The 16,968-nt window shown below is 65.4% G+C and carries 14 protein-coding genes; all 14 read left to right on the forward strand.

Annotated elements, in window-relative coordinates:
• The first annotated feature begins 56 nt into the window (after positions 1-56).
• The 14 genes from rpoB to rpsC all read left to right on the forward strand — a co-directional run bounded on the left by rpoB (position 57) and on the right by rpsC (position 16,956).
• Positions 57-4,124: a DNA-directed RNA polymerase subunit beta gene (gene rpoB, locus V6X30_RS00180; protein ID WP_367982625.1), complete on the forward strand. Its 4,068-nt coding sequence runs from the start codon at positions 57-59 to the stop codon at positions 4,122-4,124.
• A 13-nt stretch (positions 4,125-4,137) separates the two neighbouring features.
• Positions 4,138-8,388 (forward strand): DNA-directed RNA polymerase subunit beta', encoded by a 4,251-nt coding sequence (rpoC, locus tag V6X30_RS00185; protein ID WP_367982626.1) that lies wholly within the window; start codon positions 4,138-4,140, stop codon positions 8,386-8,388.
• Between the two features lie 111 nt (positions 8,389-8,499).
• Positions 8,500-8,874 (forward strand): 30S ribosomal protein S12, encoded by a 375-nt coding sequence (gene rpsL, locus V6X30_RS00190; RefSeq protein WP_367968109.1) that lies wholly within the window; start codon positions 8,500-8,502, stop codon positions 8,872-8,874.
• A gap of 14 nt (positions 8,875-8,888) precedes the next feature.
• Complete coding sequence (rpsG, locus tag V6X30_RS00195; protein WP_367968108.1) at positions 8,889-9,359, forward strand: 30S ribosomal protein S7; 471 nt, start codon at positions 8,889-8,891, stop codon at positions 9,357-9,359.
• 21 nt (positions 9,360-9,380) lie between these two features.
• Positions 9,381-11,474, forward strand: a complete 2,094-nt coding sequence (gene fusA, locus V6X30_RS00200; RefSeq protein ID WP_367982627.1) for an elongation factor G — start codon at positions 9,381-9,383, stop codon at positions 11,472-11,474.
• Positions 11,475-11,530: 56 nt separating this feature from the next.
• Positions 11,531-12,721 carry an elongation factor Tu gene (tuf, locus tag V6X30_RS00205; protein WP_367982628.1) on the forward strand — a complete coding sequence of 397 codons (1,191 nt, stop codon included), beginning with the start codon at positions 11,531-11,533 and terminating at the stop codon, positions 12,719-12,721.
• A 6-nt stretch (positions 12,722-12,727) separates the two neighbouring features.
• A complete protein-coding gene (gene rpsJ / locus V6X30_RS00210) occupies positions 12,728-13,045 on the forward strand; it encodes a 30S ribosomal protein S10 (RefSeq protein ID WP_367965864.1) in 318 nt (105 codons plus the stop codon).
• Positions 13,046-13,231: 186 nt separating this feature from the next.
• Positions 13,232-13,891 (forward strand): 50S ribosomal protein L3, encoded by a 660-nt coding sequence (rplC, locus tag V6X30_RS00215; protein WP_367982629.1) that lies wholly within the window; start codon positions 13,232-13,234, stop codon positions 13,889-13,891.
• Complete coding sequence (gene rplD, locus V6X30_RS00220) at positions 13,891-14,499, forward strand: 50S ribosomal protein L4 (protein WP_367982630.1); 609 nt, start codon at positions 13,891-13,893, stop codon at positions 14,497-14,499. The genes rplC and rplD overlap by 1 nt, the downstream gene beginning before the upstream one ends.
• Positions 14,496-14,795: a 50S ribosomal protein L23 gene (gene rplW / locus V6X30_RS00225; protein WP_367965867.1), complete on the forward strand. Its 300-nt coding sequence runs from the start codon at positions 14,496-14,498 to the stop codon at positions 14,793-14,795. The genes rplD and rplW overlap by 4 nt, the downstream gene beginning before the upstream one ends.
• Positions 14,796-14,823: 28 nt before the next feature.
• Complete coding sequence (gene rplB / locus V6X30_RS00230; protein ID WP_367982631.1) at positions 14,824-15,648, forward strand: 50S ribosomal protein L2; 825 nt, start codon at positions 14,824-14,826, stop codon at positions 15,646-15,648.
• Positions 15,649-15,668: 20 nt separating this feature from the next.
• A complete protein-coding gene (gene rpsS / locus V6X30_RS00235; protein ID WP_367978420.1) occupies positions 15,669-15,944 on the forward strand; it encodes a 30S ribosomal protein S19 in 276 nt (91 codons plus the stop codon).
• Positions 15,945-15,947: 3 nt separating this feature from the next.
• Positions 15,948-16,280, forward strand: coding sequence for a 50S ribosomal protein L22 (gene rplV / locus V6X30_RS00240; RefSeq protein ID WP_367982632.1), 333 nt, complete (start codon positions 15,948-15,950; stop codon positions 16,278-16,280).
• Positions 16,281-16,290: 10 nt separating this feature from the next.
• Complete coding sequence (gene rpsC, locus V6X30_RS00245; RefSeq protein ID WP_367965871.1) at positions 16,291-16,956, forward strand: 30S ribosomal protein S3; 666 nt, start codon at positions 16,291-16,293, stop codon at positions 16,954-16,956.
• The last annotated feature ends 12 nt before the right edge of the window (positions 16,957-16,968 follow it).

Below are 16,968 nucleotides of genomic sequence, written 5' to 3' on the forward strand. Positions count from 1 at the left end.
CGGCAAGTCTCCGAAGCCTTGCACACGGCGGAACCCAACCTGGTTGAGGAACCTCGATGGCCTATACGTTTACTGAAAAAAAGCGCATCCGCAATGACTTCGGCAAGCAGCCGAACATCCTGGATGTCCCCTATCTGCTGGCCTCGCAGATCGAATCCTATCGGGATTTCCTGCAGCTGGACCAGGACCCGGACGGCCGCGACGGCAAGGGCCTGCATGCGGCCTTCGATTCGGTGTTCCCGATCGAGAGCTACTCCGGCAATGCCCGTCTGGAGTACGTCCGCTACCGCATCGGCGAGCCCGCCTTCGATGTCAAGGAATGCCAGCTCCGCGGCCTGACCTATGCCGCGCCGCTGCGCGTGCTGGTGCGCCTGGTCATCAACGACAAGGACACCCGCACGGTCAAGGACATCCGCGAGCAGGAAGTCTACATGGGCGAAATGCCGCTCATGACGCGTAACGGCACGTTCGTGGTCAACGGCACCGAGCGGGTCATCGTCCAGCAGCTGCACCGCTCGCCGGGCGTTTTCTTCGACCACGACAAGGGCAAGACCCACAGCTCCGGGAAGCTGCTGTTCTCCGCGCGGGTGATCCCCTATCGCGGCTCCTGGCTCGACTTCGAGTTCGACCCCAAGGACGCGATCTATGTGCGCATCGACCGCCGCCGCAAGCTGCCGGCGACGGTGCTGCTTCGCGCGCTGGGCTATGACAACCAGCAGATCCTGGATCTGTTCTTCGAGAAGAACACCTATCATCTGCGCAAGAAGGGCGCCGACCTCGAGCTGGTGCCCGAGCGCCTGCGTGGCGAGACGGCCACCTTCGACATCAAGGACGGCGAGGGCAATGTCATCGTCGAGTCCGGCCGGCGCATCACCGCCCGCCATATCCGCCAGATGGACAAGGCCGCGCTGAAGAAGCTGCAGGTGCCGGACGACTATCTGGTGGGCCGCATCCTGGCCGAGGACGTCATCGACAAGTCCACCGGCGAGGTGCTGGCCTCGGCCAACACCGAGCTCACCGAGGAGCTGGTCCAGACGCTGCGCGACAATAGCGTGAAGACCTTCCGCGTGCTCTTCATCAACGATCTTGACCAGGGGCCGTACATCTCCAACACCCTGGCTATCGACACCACCACCACGCAGCTCGAGGCGCTGGTGGAGATCTACCGGATGATGCGTCCCGGCGAGCCGCCGACCAAGGACGCCGCGGAGAACCTGTTCGCGAACCTCTTCTTCAGCGAGGATCGCTACGATCTCTCCGCCGTGGGCCGGATGAAGTTCAACCTGCGCGTCGGCCGCGACGAGGTCGAGGGCAGTGGCGTGCTCGACAACGATGACATCCTCGCCGTGCTGCACGAGCTCATCAACATCCGCAACGGCAAGGGCACGGTCGACGACATCGACCACCTGGGCAACCGCCGGGTGCGCTGCGTCGGCGAGATGGCCGAGAACAATTTCCGTGTCGGACTGGTCCGCGTCGAGCGGGCCGTCCGCGAGCGCCTGAGCCTGGCCGAGAGCGAGGGGCTGATGCCCCAGGAGCTCATCAACGCCAAGCCGGTGGCGGCGTCGATGAAGGAGTTCTTCGGCTCCTCGCAGCTCTCGCAGTTCATGGATCAGAACAACCCGCTCTCCGAGGTCACCCACAAGCGCCGCGTCTCGGCGCTGGGCCCGGGCGGTCTGACCCGTGAGCGGGCCGGCTTTGAGGTGCGCGACGTCCATCCCACCCATTACGGCCGGGTCTGCCCCATCGAGACGCCGGAAGGCCCGAACATCGGCCTGATCAGCTCGCTGGCCTGCTATGCGCGGTTGAACAGCTACGGCTTCCTCGAGACGCCGTACCGCCGGGTCGAGGACGGCCGGGTCACCGATCATGTGGAGTATCTCTCGGCCATCGAGGAGAGCCGCTACATCATCGCCCAGGCCAACGCCCGTATCGATGAGAACGGCCGTCTGGTGGACTCGCTGATCTCCATCCGCCACCAGAACGAGTTCGGCATGTCCTCCCCGGACAAGGTCCAGTACATGGACGTCTCGCCGAAGCAGATCGTCTCGGTGGCCGCCTCCATGGTGCCGTTCCTCGAGCATGACGACGCGAACCGCGCGCTCATGGGCTCGAACATGCAGCGCCAGGCCGTTCCAACGCTGCGCGCCGAAAAGCCCGTGGTGGGCACCGGCATGGAGCGGGCCGTGGCGGTGGACTCGGGTGTCACCGTGGTGGCCGACCGCGGCGGCGTGGTCGACCAGGTGGACGCCGCCCGTGTGGTGGTCCGCGTCAACGACGACGAGACCCAGTCGGGCGAGCCGGGTGTGGATATCTACAACCTCACCAAGTACACGCGCTCCAACCAGAACACCTGCCAGAACCAGAAACCGCTGGTGCGACCGGGCGACCGGGTGGCGCGGGGTGATGTGCTGGCCGACGGCCCGTCCACCGACATGGGCGAGCTGGCGCTGGGCCAGAACATGCGCGTCGCCTTCATGCCCTGGAACGGCTACAACTTCGAGGACTCCATCCTCATCTCCGAGAAGGTGGTCGAGGAGGATCGCTACACGACGATCCACATTGAGGAGCTCACCGCCGTGGCCCGCGACACCAAGCTGGGCCCCGAGGAGATCACCGCCGACATCCCCAACGTCGGCGAGAGCGCGCTGGCCAAGCTCGACGAGTCGGGCATCGTCTACGTCGGCGCCGAGGTCAAGGCCGGCGACATCCTCGTCGGCAAGGTCACGCCCAAGGGCGAGACCCAGCTCACGCCGGAGGAAAAGCTCCTGCGGGCGATCTTCGGCGAGAAGGCCTCCGACGTGAAGGACACCTCGCAGCGTGTGCCCTCGGGCATGGACGGCACGGTGGTGGACGTTCAGGTGTTCACCCGCGACGGCGTCGAGAAGGACGCCCGGGCGCTGTCCATCGAGGCCGACGCCCTGGCCGACGTGCGCAAGGACCTGGATGACCAGTACCGCATCTTCGAGGACGATGCCTTCGCCCGCCTCGAGCAGGCGCTGATCGGCAAGGTCGCGGATGGCGGCCCCGACAAGCTGAAGGCCGGCACCGAGATCACCGCCGAGTACCTGCAGGGCGTTGACCGCCAGCGCTGGTTCGAGATCCGCCTGCGCGACGAGGGCGCCATGGCGCAGCTCGAGGCCGTGCAGGCCCAGCTCAAGGCTCAGCGTGAGGCCTTCGACGAGCGCTTCGAGGAGAAGAAGGCCAAGATCAGCGCCGGCGACGATCTCGCCCCCGGCGTGCTCAAGATGGTCAAGGTCTACCTCGCCGTGAAGCGTCGCATCCAGGCCGGTGACAAGCTCGCCGGCCGCCACGGCAACAAGGGCGTCATCTCCCGCGTGGTGCCGGTGGAGGACATGCCGTTCTCCGCCGACGGCGAGCCCATCGACGTGGTGCTCTCACCGCTCGGTGTGCCCTCGCGCATGAACATCGGCCAGGTGCTCGAGGTGCATCTGGGCTGGGCCGCCAAGGGCCTGGGCCGGCGCATCGCCGAGATGCTCGACGCCCAGAAGGCGGTCTCCGATCTGCGCGAGTACCTCGGCCAGATCTACAACTCCAGCGGCAAGCAGGAGGACCTCGACAGCCTCACTGATGACGAGATCATCGAGCTCTGCGAGAACCTGCGCGCCGGCGTCCCCATGGCCACCCCGGTGTTCGATGGCGCCAACGAGGGCGAGATCAAGACCATGCTGCGGCTCGCCGGGCTGCCCGAGTCGGGCCAGGCTCAGCTCTGGGACGGTCGCACCGGCGAGGCCTTCGACCGGCCGGTGACCGTGGGCTACATGCACATCCTCAAGCTCAACCACCTGGTCGACGACAAGGTGCATGCCCGCTCCACCGGGCCGTACAGCCTGGTCACCCAGCAGCCGCTGGGCGGCAAGGCGCAGTTCGGCGGCCAGCGCTTCGGCGAGATGGAGGTCTGGGCACTGGAGGCGTACGGCGCTGCCTACACGCTCCAGGAGATGCTCACGGTGAAGTCCGACGACGTCGCCGGCCGCACCAAGATGTACAAGAACATCGTCGATGGCGAGCACCAGATGGAGGCGGGCATGCCCGAATCCTTCAACGTGCTGGTCAAGGAGATTCGCTCTCTCGGTATCGATATCGAGCTCGAGCAGGACTGAACGGGTAGCCGATATGAAAGACCTACTGAATCTGTTCAAGCAGCCGGGCGCCCAGCTCGACGATTTCGACGGCATCCGCATCGGACTGGCGTCGCCGGAGAAGATCCGGTCGTGGTCGTTTGGTGAGGTGAAAAAGCCGGAGACCATCAATTACCGGACCTTCAAGCCGGAGCGCGACGGGCTGTTCTGCGCCAAGATCTTCGGCCCGGTGAAGGACTACGAGTGCCTGTGCGGCAAGTACAAGCGCCTCAAGCACCGCGGCGTGGTCTGCGAGAAATGCGGCGTCGAGGTGACCCTGGCCAAGGTGCGCCGCGAGCGCATGGGCCACATCGAGCTGGCGAGCCCAGCGGCGCACATCTGGTTCCTGAAGTCGCTGCCCTCGCGCATCGGCCTGCTGCTTGACATGACCCTGCGCGACATCGAGCGCATCCTCTACTTCGAGGCGTTCGTGGTCATCGAGCCCAACATGACGCCGCTCAAGAAGGGCCAGCTGCTCAGTGACGACCAGTACCTGGACGCCATGGAGCAGTACGGCGACGAGTTCGACGCCCGCATGGGCGCGGAGGCGGTGTTCCACCTGCTCAAGAACCTCGACCTGCGCGAGGAGACGGACACGCTCCGTGAGCAGATGGACGCGACCAACTCCGAGACCAAGATCAAGCGCCTGTCCAAGCGCCTGAAGCTGGTGGAGTCGTTCCTCGAGTCGGGCAACCGCCCCGAGTGGATGATCATGACCGTCCTGCCGGTGCTGCCGCCGGACCTGCGGCCGCTGGTGCCGCTGGATGGCGGGCGTTTCGCCACCTCCGATCTCAACGATCTCTACCGCCGGGTGATCAACCGCAACAACCGCCTGCGCAGGCTGCTGGATCTGTCCGCGCCGGACATCATCGTGCGCAACGAAAAGCGCATGCTGCAGGAGTCGGTGGACGCGCTGCTCGACAACGGCCGTCGCGGCCGGGCCATCACCGGCACCAACAAGCGCCCGCTGAAGTCGCTGGCGGACATGATCAAGGGCAAGCAGGGCCGCTTCCGGCAGAACCTGCTCGGCAAGCGCGTCGACTACTCGGGCCGTTCGGTCATCGTGGTCGGTCCCACGCTGCGCCTGCACCAGTGCGGCCTGCCCAAGCGCATGGCGCTGGAGCTGTTCAAGCCGTTCATCTTCTCGCGCCTGCAGCGCCTGGGCCTCGCCACCACCATCAAGGCGGCCAAGAAGATGGTCGAGCGCGAGACCGCCGAAGTCTGGGACATCCTCGAGGAGGTCATCCGCGAGCACCCGGTGATGCTGAACCGCGCGCCGACGCTGCATCGCCTGGGCATCCAGGCCTTCGAGCCGGTCCTCATCGAGGGCAAGGCCATCCAGCTGCATCCGCTGGTCTGCCCGGCATTCAACGCCGACTTCGACGGCGACCAGATGGCGGTGCATGTGCCGCTGTCGCTGGAGGCGCAGCTCGAGGCCCGCGCCCTCATGATGGCCACCAACAACGTCCTCTCGCCGGCCTCGGGTGAGCCGATCATCGGCGCCTCCCAGGACGTGGTGCTGGGTCTCTACTACATGTCGCTGGCGCTGGAGAACCAGCCCGGCGAGGGCATGAGCTTCTCTGATCTCAACGAGGTGCACCGCGCCTACGAGAGCGGCAAGGTCGGCCTGCAGGCCCGCGCCACCGTGCGCATCCATGAGGTGGTGGTCGACGACGAGGGCCATCGCAGCGAGGCCACCCGGCGCTTCGACACCACCGTGGGCCGGGCGCTGCTCTATGGCATCGTCCCCGAGGGCCTGCCCTTTGAGCTGGTCGACCGCGACATGACCAAGAAGGCCATCTCCGAGGTCATCGACCAGTGCTACCGGCGCCTGGGCCTGAAGGCCACGGTGATCTTCGCCGACCAGATCATGTACCTGGGCTTCCGCATGTCCACGCGGGCGGCGGTGTCCATCGGCATGGAAGACATGGTCGTGCCCGAGGAGAAGGAGCGCATCCTCACCGAGGCCGAGGCCGAGGTGAAGGACATCGAGGATCAGTACGCCTCGGGCCTGGTGACCAACGGCGAGCGCTACAACAAGGTGGTGGACATCTGGTCGCGGACCAACGATGAAGTGGCCACCGCCATGATGGACAAGCTCGGCAAGGAGACGGTCACCGACCACGAGGGCAACGAGGTGGTGCAGAAGTCCACCAACTCGATCTTCATGATGGCCGACTCCGGGGCCCGTGGCTCGGCGGCGCAGATCCGTCAGCTCGCCGGCATGCGCGGCCTCATGGCCAAGCCCGACGGTTCGATCATCGAGACGCCCATCACCGCCAACTTCCGCGAGGGGCTGAACGTCCTGCAGTACTTCATCTCCACCCACGGCGCCCGGAAGGGTCTGGCCGACACGGCGCTGAAGACGGCCAACTCCGGCTATCTCACCCGCCGCCTGGTGGATGTCTCGCAGGATCTGGTGGTCACCTCCGACGACTGTGGCACCCATCGCGGCCTGCGCATGACCCCGCTCATCGAGGGCGGCGACGTGGTCGAGGCCCTGGGTGAGCGCGTGCTCGGCCGGGTGGTGGCCCAGGACGTGGTCCAGCCCGGCACCGGCGAGGTGCTGGTCGATCAGGGCACGCTCCTCGACGAGCGCCTGGTCGAGCAGATCGAGAGCGAGGGCGTCGACGAAATCTGGGTGCGCTCGCCGATCACCTGCGAGACCCGTCACGGCGTGTGCTCGGCCTGTTACGGCCGCGACCTGGCCCGTGGCCATCGCGTCAACGTGGGCGAATCGGTCGGCGTCATCGCCGCCCAGTCCATCGGCGAGCCCGGCACGCAGCTCACCATGCGCACCTTCCACATCGGTGGGGCGGCCTCCCGCGCGGCGGCGGTGAGCAACGTCCAGGTCAAGTCGGCGGGGACCGTGCGGCTGCATAACCTCAAGACCGTGGCCCATCATTCCGGCAACCTGGTCGCGGTCTCCCGCTCCGGCGAGATCACCGTCATGGACGAGGCCGGGCGTGAGCGCGAGCGCTACAAGGTGCCCTACGGCGCCACCATCGCCGTGGCCGACGACGAGGCGGTCGAGGCCGGCCAGATCGTCGCCAACTGGGATCCGCACACCCATCCGATCGTCACCGAGGTGAAGGGCCGGCTGAAGTTCTATGACTTCGTCGAGGGTGTCACGGTGAACCGCGAGAATGACGAGGTCACCGGCCTGAGCAGTCTGGTGGTGACCGATCCCAAGACCCGCGGCAGCGGCGAGCATACCCGCCGCAGCACCGGCGAGAAGGTCGCCTACAAGGATCTGCGGCCGGTGGTCAAGCTGGTGGACGAGGAGGGCAACGATCTCAACCTGGCGGGGACCGACATCCCGGCGCACTACTCGCTGCCGGCCGGTGCCATCGTCAGTGTCGAGGACAATGCCGAGGTGGATGTCGGCGACGTCATCGCCCGCATCCCCCAGGAGTCCTCCAAGACCCGTGACATCACCGGTGGTCTGCCCCGGGTGGCGGATCTGTTCGAGGCCCGCAAGCCCAAGGAGCCGGCGATCCTTGCCGAGACGTCGGGCACGGTCAGCTTCGGCAAGGACACCAAGGGCAAACAGCGCCTGGTCATCACCACGCCGGACGGCGAGCACTACGAGGAGCTCATTCCCAAGTGGCGTAACGTCACGGTGTTCGAGGGCGAGCATGTCGAGAAGGGCGAGGTCATCTGCGATGGCGAGCCCAACCCGCATGACATCCTGCGCCTGCTGGGCGTCACCGAGCTGGCGGCCTACATGGTCAAGGAGATCCAGGACGTCTACCGCCTGCAGGGCGTGAAGATCAACGACAAGCACATCGAGGTGATCAGCCGCCAGATGCTGCGTAAGGTCGAGATCCGTGATGCCGGCGACACCCGCTACCTGCGCGGCGAGCAGGCCGACTGGGCGCGGGTCGAGGAAGAGAACGAGCAGCTCATCGAGCAGGGTAAGACGCCGGCACGCTGGGAACCCCAGCTGCTTGGCATCACCAAGGCCTCGCTGGCGACCGACTCGTTCATCTCCGCGGCATCGTTCCAGGAGACCACCCGGGTGCTCACGGACGCCGCCACGCGCGGTGCCCGCGACGATCTGCGCGGTCTCAAGGAAAACGTCATCGTGGGTCGTCTGATCCCCGCGGGAACGGGCTATGCCTACCATCAGGACCGTCAGCGTCAGCGCCGCGAAGCGCCGGCACCGATGATCCCGATGGCCCCGCAGTTCGGTCTCAGCAGCCCGGCGGCGGCGCCGGATGCGGCGGACCTCTCGGAAAACTAGGCGGAATGGGGCTTTCGGTTGACACCCCGAGGGCCCGATTCTAAACTTAACGGCTTTCGTCAGGCCGGTGTATCCGGCCTGATGTTCGTTGAAGGACTGGAGTCAAACTCTATGGCCACGATCAATCAGCTGGTGCGCAAGCCCCGCAAGCGGCCGCACGAGAAGAGCAACGTGCCGGCGCTGGAGGCCTGCCCACAGCGGCGCGGCGTCTGCACCCGCGTGTACACCACCACGCCGAAGAAGCCGAACTCCGCGCTGCGTAAGGTCGCGCGCGTCCGGCTGACCAACGGCTACGAGGTGTCCAGCTACATCGGCGGTGAGGGGCACAACCTGCAGGAACACTCCGTGGTGCTCATCCGCGGCGGTCGAGTCAAGGACCTGCCGGGTGTGCGTTACCACGTCGTGCGCGGTTCCCTGGATACCGCCGGGGTCAGCAAGCGCCGTCAGGGCCGTTCCAAGTACGGCGCCAAGCGGCCCAAGGGATAAGCGGGTAGAACATCATGCCGAGAAGAAGAGAAGTCCCCAAGCGCAAGGTCCTCGCCGATCCGAAATACGATAGCGAGATGCTCACCCGCTTCGTGAACATGATCATGCGGGATGGCAAGCGCGCCGTGGCGGAGAAGATCGTCTACGGGGCGCTTGACCGCATTGCCGAGAAGAACCCGGGCGATCCCATGGAGGTCCTCGAGACCGCCCTGGAGAACGTCCGGCCGGTGGTCGAGGTCAAGTCCCGCCGCGTCGGTGGGGCCACCTATCAGGTCCCCGTCGAGGTGCGGCCGCAGCGTCGCAACACGCTGGGCATGCGCTGGGTGATCGAGGCGGCGCGCAAGCGCAGTGAGGCCACCATGGGGCACCGGCTCGGCAATGAGCTGCTGGAAGCGGCCGAGGGTCGCGGCAGCGCAGTGAAGAAGCGCGAGGACACGCACCGCATGGCGGAGGCCAACAAGGCCTTCTCGCACTTCCGCTGGTAAACAGGTTCAGGGGTACACGTTTTGGCACGCAAGACACCGATCGAGCGCTACCGCAATATCGGCATCATGGCGCACATTGATGCCGGCAAGACCACGGTCACGGAGCGCATCCTCTTCTACACGGGCATCTCCCACAAGATGGGCGAGGTGCACGAAGGTGCGGCCGTCATGGACTGGATGGAGCAGGAGCAGGAGCGTGGCATCACGATCACCTCCGCTGCCACCACCACGTTCTGGCGTGGCATGGACCAGCAGTACCCCGAGACCCGCATCAACATCATCGACACGCCCGGGCACGTCGACTTCACCATCGAGGTGGAGCGCTCCCTGCGTGTGCTCGACGGCGCGGTCTGCGTCCTCGACGCCAACGCCGGTGTCGAGCCCCAGACCGAGACTGTGTGGCGCCAGGCCAACCGCTACGGTGTCCCACGCATGGTATTCGTCAACAAGATGGACAAGATGGGCGCGGACTTCTTCCGCTGCGTTGATATGGTCAAGGAGCGTCTGGGCTGCAACGCCGTGCCGGTCCAGCTGCCCATCGGTGCCGAGGACAACTTCGCCGGCGTGGTCGATCTGATCCGCCAGAAGGCCATCTACTGGAATGAGGCCGATCGGGGTGCGACCTACGATGAGGTCGAGATCCCGGGTGAGCTCGCTGATCAGGCCGCCAGCTACCGCGAGGCGCTGATTGAGGCTGCGGCCGAGGCCAGCGAAGAGCTGATGGACAAGTACATCGGTGGCGAGGAGCTCACCGTCGAGGAAATCAACCACGGCCTCCGCGTGCAGACCATCGCCAACGAGGTGGTTCCGGTGCTCTGCGGCTCGGCGTTCAAGAACAAGGGCGTTCAGGCGATGCTTGACGCTGTGGTCGAGTACATGCCCTCGCCGGTGGAAGTGCCGGCCATCGAGGGTGAGGTGGATGACGGCACCGTCGTCACCCGCGATCCCGACGACGATGCGCCGTTCGCGGCCCTCGCCTTCAAGATCGCCACCGATCCCTATGTGGGCACGCTGACCTTCTTCCGCGTCTACTCCGGCGTGGTCAAGTCCGGCGATACGGTGTTCAATCCGGTCAAGGGCAAAAAGGAGCGCCTGGGGCGTATCGTTCAGATGCACTCCAAGGAGCGCAAGGAGATCGACGAGGTCCGCGCGGGCGACATCGCCGCGGCCATCGGTCTCAAGGAAGTCACCACGGGCGATACGCTCTGCGACAACGCCAACCGCGTCATGCTCGAGCGCATGGAGTTCCCGGACCCGGTGATCTCCGTGGCGGTCGAGCCCAAGACGAAGAGCGACCAGGAGAAGATGGGTATCGCGCTGGGCAAGCTCGCCCAGGAGGATCCCTCCTTCCAGGTGCGCACCGACGAGGAGTCGGGCCAGACCATCATCTCCGGCATGGGTGAGCTTCACCTGGAGATCATCGTCGACCGCCTCAAGCGCGAGTTCAAGGTCGAGGCCAACGTCGGCGAGCCGCAGGTCGCCTACCGCGAGGCCATCCGCAAGCCGGTCGAGGTGGAAGGCAAGTTCGTCCGCCAGTCCGGTGGTCGCGGTCAGTACGGTCACGTCTGGATCCGCATGCGGCCGCGTGAGCGCGGCGAGGGCTACGCGTTCAACAACAAGATCGTTGGCGGTGTGGTGCCCAAGGAGTACATCCCCTCGGTGGACAAGGGCATCCAGGAGCAGATGGAAAACGGCGTGCTTGCCGGCTTCCCGGTGGTCGATCTCGAGGTCGAGCTGTTCGACGGCTCCTATCATGATGTCGACTCCTCGGAGATGGCGTTCAAGATCGCCGGCTCCATGGCCTTCAAGGACGGCTTCATGCAGGGCGATCCAGTGTTGCTCGAGCCCATGATGAAGGTCGAGGTGACCACGCCCGAGGATTTCATGGGCGATGTGATGGGCGACGTCAACCGTCGTCGTGGCACGGTCCAGGGCATGGAAGACGGCCCCGCGGGCAAGATCATCCGCGCGGAAGTGCCATTGAAGGAGATGTTCGGGTATGCTACCGACCTCCGTTCGGCCACGCAGGGTCGGGCAGCCTACTCCATGGAGTTTGACGGCTATGCCGAGGCGCCCAACAGCATCGCCGAGGAAGTGATCAAGAAGGCCGGCTGAACCGAGGGTTCGGTCGGATCAGGATTTTTTGTATTTGACGGGTAACGAGGTGAGCCGTGTCCAAGGAGAAGTTTGAGCGCAGCAAGCCGCATGTAAACGTTGGCACGATTGGTCATGTTGACCATGGTAAGACGACGTTGACGGCGGCGATGACGAAGGTGCTGGCGTCGGAGTACGGTGGTGTGGCGCAGGCGTTCGACCAGATCGACAACGCCCCTGAGGAGCGCGAGCGCGGCATCACGATCGCCACGGCGCACGTGGAGTACGAGACGGACAAGCGCCACTATGCGCACGTCGACTGCCCCGGCCACGCGGACTATGTGAAGAACATGATCACCGGTGCCGCGCAGATGGACGGTGCCATCCTGGTGGTCTCGGCCGCGGACGGCCCGATGCCGCAGACCCGTGAGCACATCCTGCTGGCCCGCCAGGTGGGCGTGCCGGCGATGGTGGTGTTCCTGAACAAGGCGGACATGGTCGACGATGCCGAGCTGCTCGAGCTCGTCGAGATGGAGGTCCGCGAGCTGCTCTCGAGCTACGACTTCCCGGGTGATGACATTCCGATCACCACCGGCTCGGCGCTGAAGGCGCTCGAGGGGGATACGGGTGAGATGGGCTCGCAGGCGATCGTGCAGCTGGTCGAGTCGATGGATGAGTACATCCCCGAGCCGGAGCGCGCGGTGGACGGTGCCTTCCTGATGCCGATCGAGGATGTGTTCTCGATCTCGGGCCGCGGCACCGTGGTGACGGGCCGTGTCGAGCGCGGCATCGTCAAGACCGGCGAGGAAGTGGAGATCGTGGGCATCAAGGAGACCACCAAGACCGTGGTCACGGGTGTCGAGATGTTCCGCAAGCTGCTCGACGAGGGCCGCGCCGGGGACAACATCGGTGCGCTGCTGCGTGGCACCAAGCGTGACGACGTGGAGCGTGGCCAGGTGCTGTGCAAGCCCGGCTCGATCACGCCGCACACCAAGTTCGAGTGCGAGGTCTATGTCCTCGGCAAGGACGAGGGTGGTCGTCATACGCCGTTCTTCGATGGCTACCGGCCGCAGTTCTACTTCCGCACGACTGATGTCACCGGTGCCTGTGACCTGCCCTCGGGCACGGAGATGGTGATGCCGGGTGATAACGTGCAGATGACGGTCTCGCTGATCGCGCCGATCGCCATGGAAGAGGGCCTGCGCTTCGCGGTCCGCGAAGGTGGCCGCACGGTCGGCGCCGGCGTCGTCTCCAAGATCCTCGAGTAATCGGGCATGGCAGCAGCGAATCAGAAAATCCGAATTCGTCTGAAGGCGTTCGACCATCGGCTGATTGATCAGTCGGCGCGCGAGATCGTCGAGACGGCAAAGCGTACCGGGGCCCAGGTTCGGGGCCCGGTCCCCTTGCCTACGAAGAAAGAAAGGTATACCTTGCTCATCTCGCCGCACGTCAATAAGGACGCGCGCGATCAGTACGAGATTCGGACTCACAAGCGGTTGATGGATATCGTCGACCCCACGGACAAAACGGTTGATGCGCTGATGAAGCTCGACCTTGCTGCGGGTGTGGACGTTCAGATCAAGCTCTCTTGAGTTTCGGGGAACTACCCTGGCCCTGGTCGTCGACCAGCCAGCCGGGGCGGGCCTCAACAAACCGGCCACTGGCCGGTGCCATTTGAACGAGACAATTCGGGTGGCTGGCGCCTGTTGCGGCGCAGGGGTGACTTTGCCCCGTGCGCTCGCCAGGTGCGTGTCGGTCGATAGAAGAGGACAGCGACGATGGCAATCGGAATCGTCGGCCGCAAACGCGGCATGACGCGGATTTTCATGGAGGATGGTGCCTCCGTGCCGGTGACGGTCGTGGAGGCCACGCCCAACCGCGTCACCCAGATCAAGGCGGAAGTGTCGGACGGCTATCGGGCCGTGCAGGTCACCGCCGGTACGCGTCGGCCCTCGCGGGTGAACCGCGCGGCGGCCGGTCATGTGGCCCAGGCTGGCGTCGAAATGGGTCGCGGGCTCTGGGAGTTCCGGCTCCGTGACGGAGTTGAGGCAGAGGTCGAGCCGGGCGGTGAGCTGACGGTTGAGCAGTTCGAGGCCGGCGCGATCGTGGATGTGACCGGTACCTCCAAGGGCAAGGGCTTCGCGGGTACGGTCAAGCGTCATAACTTCCGCACCCAGGACAACACGCACGGCAACTCCACCGCGCACCGGGCGCCGGGTTCCATCGGCCAGGCGCAGGACCCGGGCCGTGTGCTGCCGGGCAAGAAGATGTCGGGTCAGCTGGGCAACGCGCGCACGACCACGCAGAACCTTGAGATCGTGCGGGTCGATGCCGAGCGCAATCTGCTGCTGATTCGTGGTGCAGTGCCGGGCAGCCGGGACGGTGATGTCATCGTCCGTCCGGCGGTCAAGCAGCTCGCCGCGGCAGGAGGTAACTGATGGAACTCAAACTGCAGGGCGACGGCAGCACGCTGGAGGTCTCCGAGACCGTGCTGGGTGCCGATTTCCGCGAGCCGCTGGTCCACCAGGTGGTGGTGTCCTACATGGCGGGCGCGCGGGCCGGTACCAAGGCGCAGAAGACGCGGTCTGAGGTGGCTGGCGGCGGCGTCAAGCCGTGGCGTCAGAAAGGCACGGGCCGCGCGCGCGCCGGTACGATCCGCAGTCCGCTATGGCGCAGTGGCGGCCGGGCCTTTGCGGCCAAGCCGCGCGATCATTCGGTGAAGGTCAACCGCAAGATGTATCGCGGTGCGCTGCGCTCCATTCTCTCGGAGCTGCTGCGCCAGGAGCGTCTGCACGTGGTCCAGGGCTTTGATGTCGAGAGCCCGCGCACCAGGGATGCCCTCGCCGCGGTCAAGGCGCTGGTGGGGAGCGAGGATGCGCTCATCATTGGCACCGAAGTGAGCGAAAACCTCTACCTCGCGGTGCGTAATTTGCCGCGGGTGGATGTCCGGGATACCGAAGGGCTCGACCCGGTCACGCTGCTCACCCATGAGCATGTCGTGGTCACCGTCGATGCCCTGCGCCGCATCGAGGAGTGGCTGGCATGAATCAGGAGCGCGTCTACCAGGTGCTGCGTGGCCCTCACGTCTCCGAGAAGAGCACGGTGATTGCCGACGAGGCCAATCAGGTGGTCTTCAAGGTGGCGGTGGATGCCACCAAGCGCGAGATCAAGGCGGCCGTCGAGCAGCTCTTTGAGGTGCAGGTCCGCGATGTGCGCGTTGCCAATGTCAATGGCAAGCGCAAGAACTTCGGCCGCATCCGCGGTCGCCGGCCGGACTGGAAGAAGGCCTACGTGGCGCTCGAAGCCGGCAATGAGCTCGACTTCATCGGCGGCGTCGAGTAACCGAACAGGCGAACGGGACTGAACGATCATGGCATTGCGTAAAGCAAAACCGACTTCCCCCGGCCGGCGCTTCGTCGCCCAGCCGGTGAAGGACGGCCTCCATCGGGGCGAGCCGTATGCGCCGCTGGTCCGCAAGCTCAACAAGAGCGGCGGACGCAACAACCACGGCCGCATCACCACGCGGCATATCGGTGGGGGTCACAAGCGGCGTTATCGCGAGATCGACTTCCGCCGCAACAAGGACGGCGTGCCCGCCCGGGTTGAGCGGCTGGAGTATGATCCGAATCGCAGCGCGCATATCGCCCTGCTGCTGTACCGCGATGGCGAGCGCCGCTACATCATCGCGCCCAAGGGGCTGAAGGCGGATCAGGAAGTACGCTCCGGAATCGGCTCGCCGATCAAGCCGGGCAACAGCCTGCCGTTGCGCAACATTCCGCTGGGTACGCAGGTGCACTGCATCGAGCTGCGCCCGGGCAAGGGCGCGCAGATGGCCCGCTCCGCCGGCGCGAGCGTCCAGCTGGTGGCCCGTGAGGGCGCCTACGCCACGCTGCGGCTCCGCTCTGGCGAGATGCGCAAGGTGCTCAGCGACTGCCGTGCGACGGTGGGCGAGGTGAGCAACTCGGAGCACTCGCTGCGCTCGCTGGGCAAGGCAGGGGCCAGTCGTTGGGCCGGCCGTCGGCCGACCGTTCGCGGCGTGGTCATGAATCCGGTGGACCATCCCCATGGTGGCGGTGAAGGCCGTACCTCGGGCGGCCGGCATCCGGTCACGCCCTGGGGCATCCCGACGAAGGGTCACAAGACCCGCAGCAACAAGCGCACGGACAAGCTGATCGTGCGCCGTCGCAAACGCTAACGAAAAGGGGTGGATGAACCGTGCCACGCTCGATTCGAAAAGGCCCGTTTATCGAAACGCATCTCCTGAAGAAGGTTCAGGAGGCGTCCGAGGCCAACAGCAAGCGCCCGATCAAGACCTGGTCGCGGCGCTCCATGGTGGTGCCGGAGATGGTGGGACTCACTATCGCGGTCCACAACGGGCGCCAGCATGTGCCGGTGCTCGTCAACGAGAACATGGTCGGTCACAAGCTTGGCGAGTTCGCGCCCACGCGGACTTTCAAGGGTCACCAGGCCGACAAGAAGGCGAAGAGGTAAGGCATGGAGACCGCGGCCAGGCTTCGATACGCGATCATCTCGCCGCAGAAGGTGCGGCTGGTGGCGGACCAGATCCGTGGTCTGCCGGTGTCGCGGGCGCTGGAGGTGCTGGAGTTCAGCCCTCGCAAGGCGGCCGGCATCGTGCGCAAGGTGGTGGATTCCGCCATTGCTAATGCCGAGCACAATAATGGCGCCGATATCGACGAGCTTCGCATCGCCCGCATCCAGGTGGACGAGGGACCGATGTACAAGCGTATTCAGCCCCGGGCGAAAGGCCGGGCCAATCGCATCCTGAAGCGCACCAGCCACATTATCGTGGCCGTCGCCGAGGAGTAGGGGTCTAGGAATGGGTCATAAGGTTCATCCCACGGGTTTCCGGCTCGGTATTACCGAGGATTGGCGGTCGATGTGGTACGCCGACAGCAATCGTTTCGGCGACCAGTTGTATACCGATCACCTGATTCGGGAATTCATTCGCAAGCGCCTGTCGCATGCATCGATCAGCCGGATTCGGATCGAGCGGCCGGCGAAGAACGCACTGATCACGATTCACACGGCCCGGCCGGGCATCGTGATCGGCAAGAAGGGCGAGGATATCGATCGCCTGCGCCGTGAGCTCACCCAGCGTATGGGGATCCCGGTGCATGTGAACATCGAGGAGATCCGCAAGCCCGAGCTCGACGCCCAGTTGGTGGCGGAGAGTGTCGCCCAGCAGCTCGAGCGCCGGATCATGTTCCGCCGCGCCATGAAGCGGGCGGTGGGCAATGCCATGCGGCTGGGTGCGCAGGGCATCAAGATCCAGGTTGGCGGTCGCCTGAACGGCGCGGAGATCGCCCGTTCGGAGCGCTACCACGAGGGCAGTGTCCCGCTGCATACGCTGCGCGCCGACATTGATTACGGATTCGCCGAAGCCAAGACCACCTATGGGGTGATTGGCGTGAAGGTCTGGGTGTTCAAGGGCGAGATCCTGGACACGGACGCCGCCCCCAATCAGCGGGCGGCCGCCAGCTGAGGCGGTTGGAAG

This window comes from Spiribacter sp. 1M189 (assembly GCF_040838345.1).
Classification (GTDB): domain Bacteria; phylum Pseudomonadota; class Gammaproteobacteria; order Nitrococcales; family Nitrococcaceae; genus Spiribacter; species Spiribacter insolitus.